Below are 349 nucleotides of genomic sequence, written 5' to 3'. Positions count from 1 at the left end.
GCATGAACGAGATACTGACAGAGGTTAATCAGATTAAAGGTTCAGTAAACCAAGTGAACGAAATGAGCGATAGAAACCGCGAAGACATTAATGTCGTAACAGAGGAAGTTTCACAGTTCAAGGTGTTACCCGACTAAGAAATATGCCTTTAAAGAAACGCGACATTAATCCCTGTCGCGGTTAAATGGTATGGGGGAAATCCTGATTCCGTGCCGCTGTCGTTCATGTTAAGCCAGCTTCTCGTTCACAACACGCATCATCGCGGACAAATTTCGCAAATACTTGATTCGTTAAAGATAGATAACGACTATTCAGGGATTAATGTCGCGTTTCTTTAAAGGCATATTTC

1 protein-coding gene is annotated in these 349 nt (G+C 41.5%); it reads left to right on the top strand.

Annotated elements, in window-relative coordinates; genetic code table 11:
* The first annotated feature begins 209 nt into the window (after window positions 1–209).
* Window positions 210–338, top strand: coding sequence for a hypothetical protein (locus ACYVTD_RS18315; protein WP_461249028.1), 129 nt, complete (start codon window positions 210–212; stop codon window positions 336–338).
* The last annotated feature ends 11 nt before the right edge of the window (window positions 339–349 follow it).

It is taken from the genome of Treponema sp. R6D11 (assembly GCF_054786075.1).
This window is presented reverse-complemented; position numbering and strand designations above follow the sequence as displayed.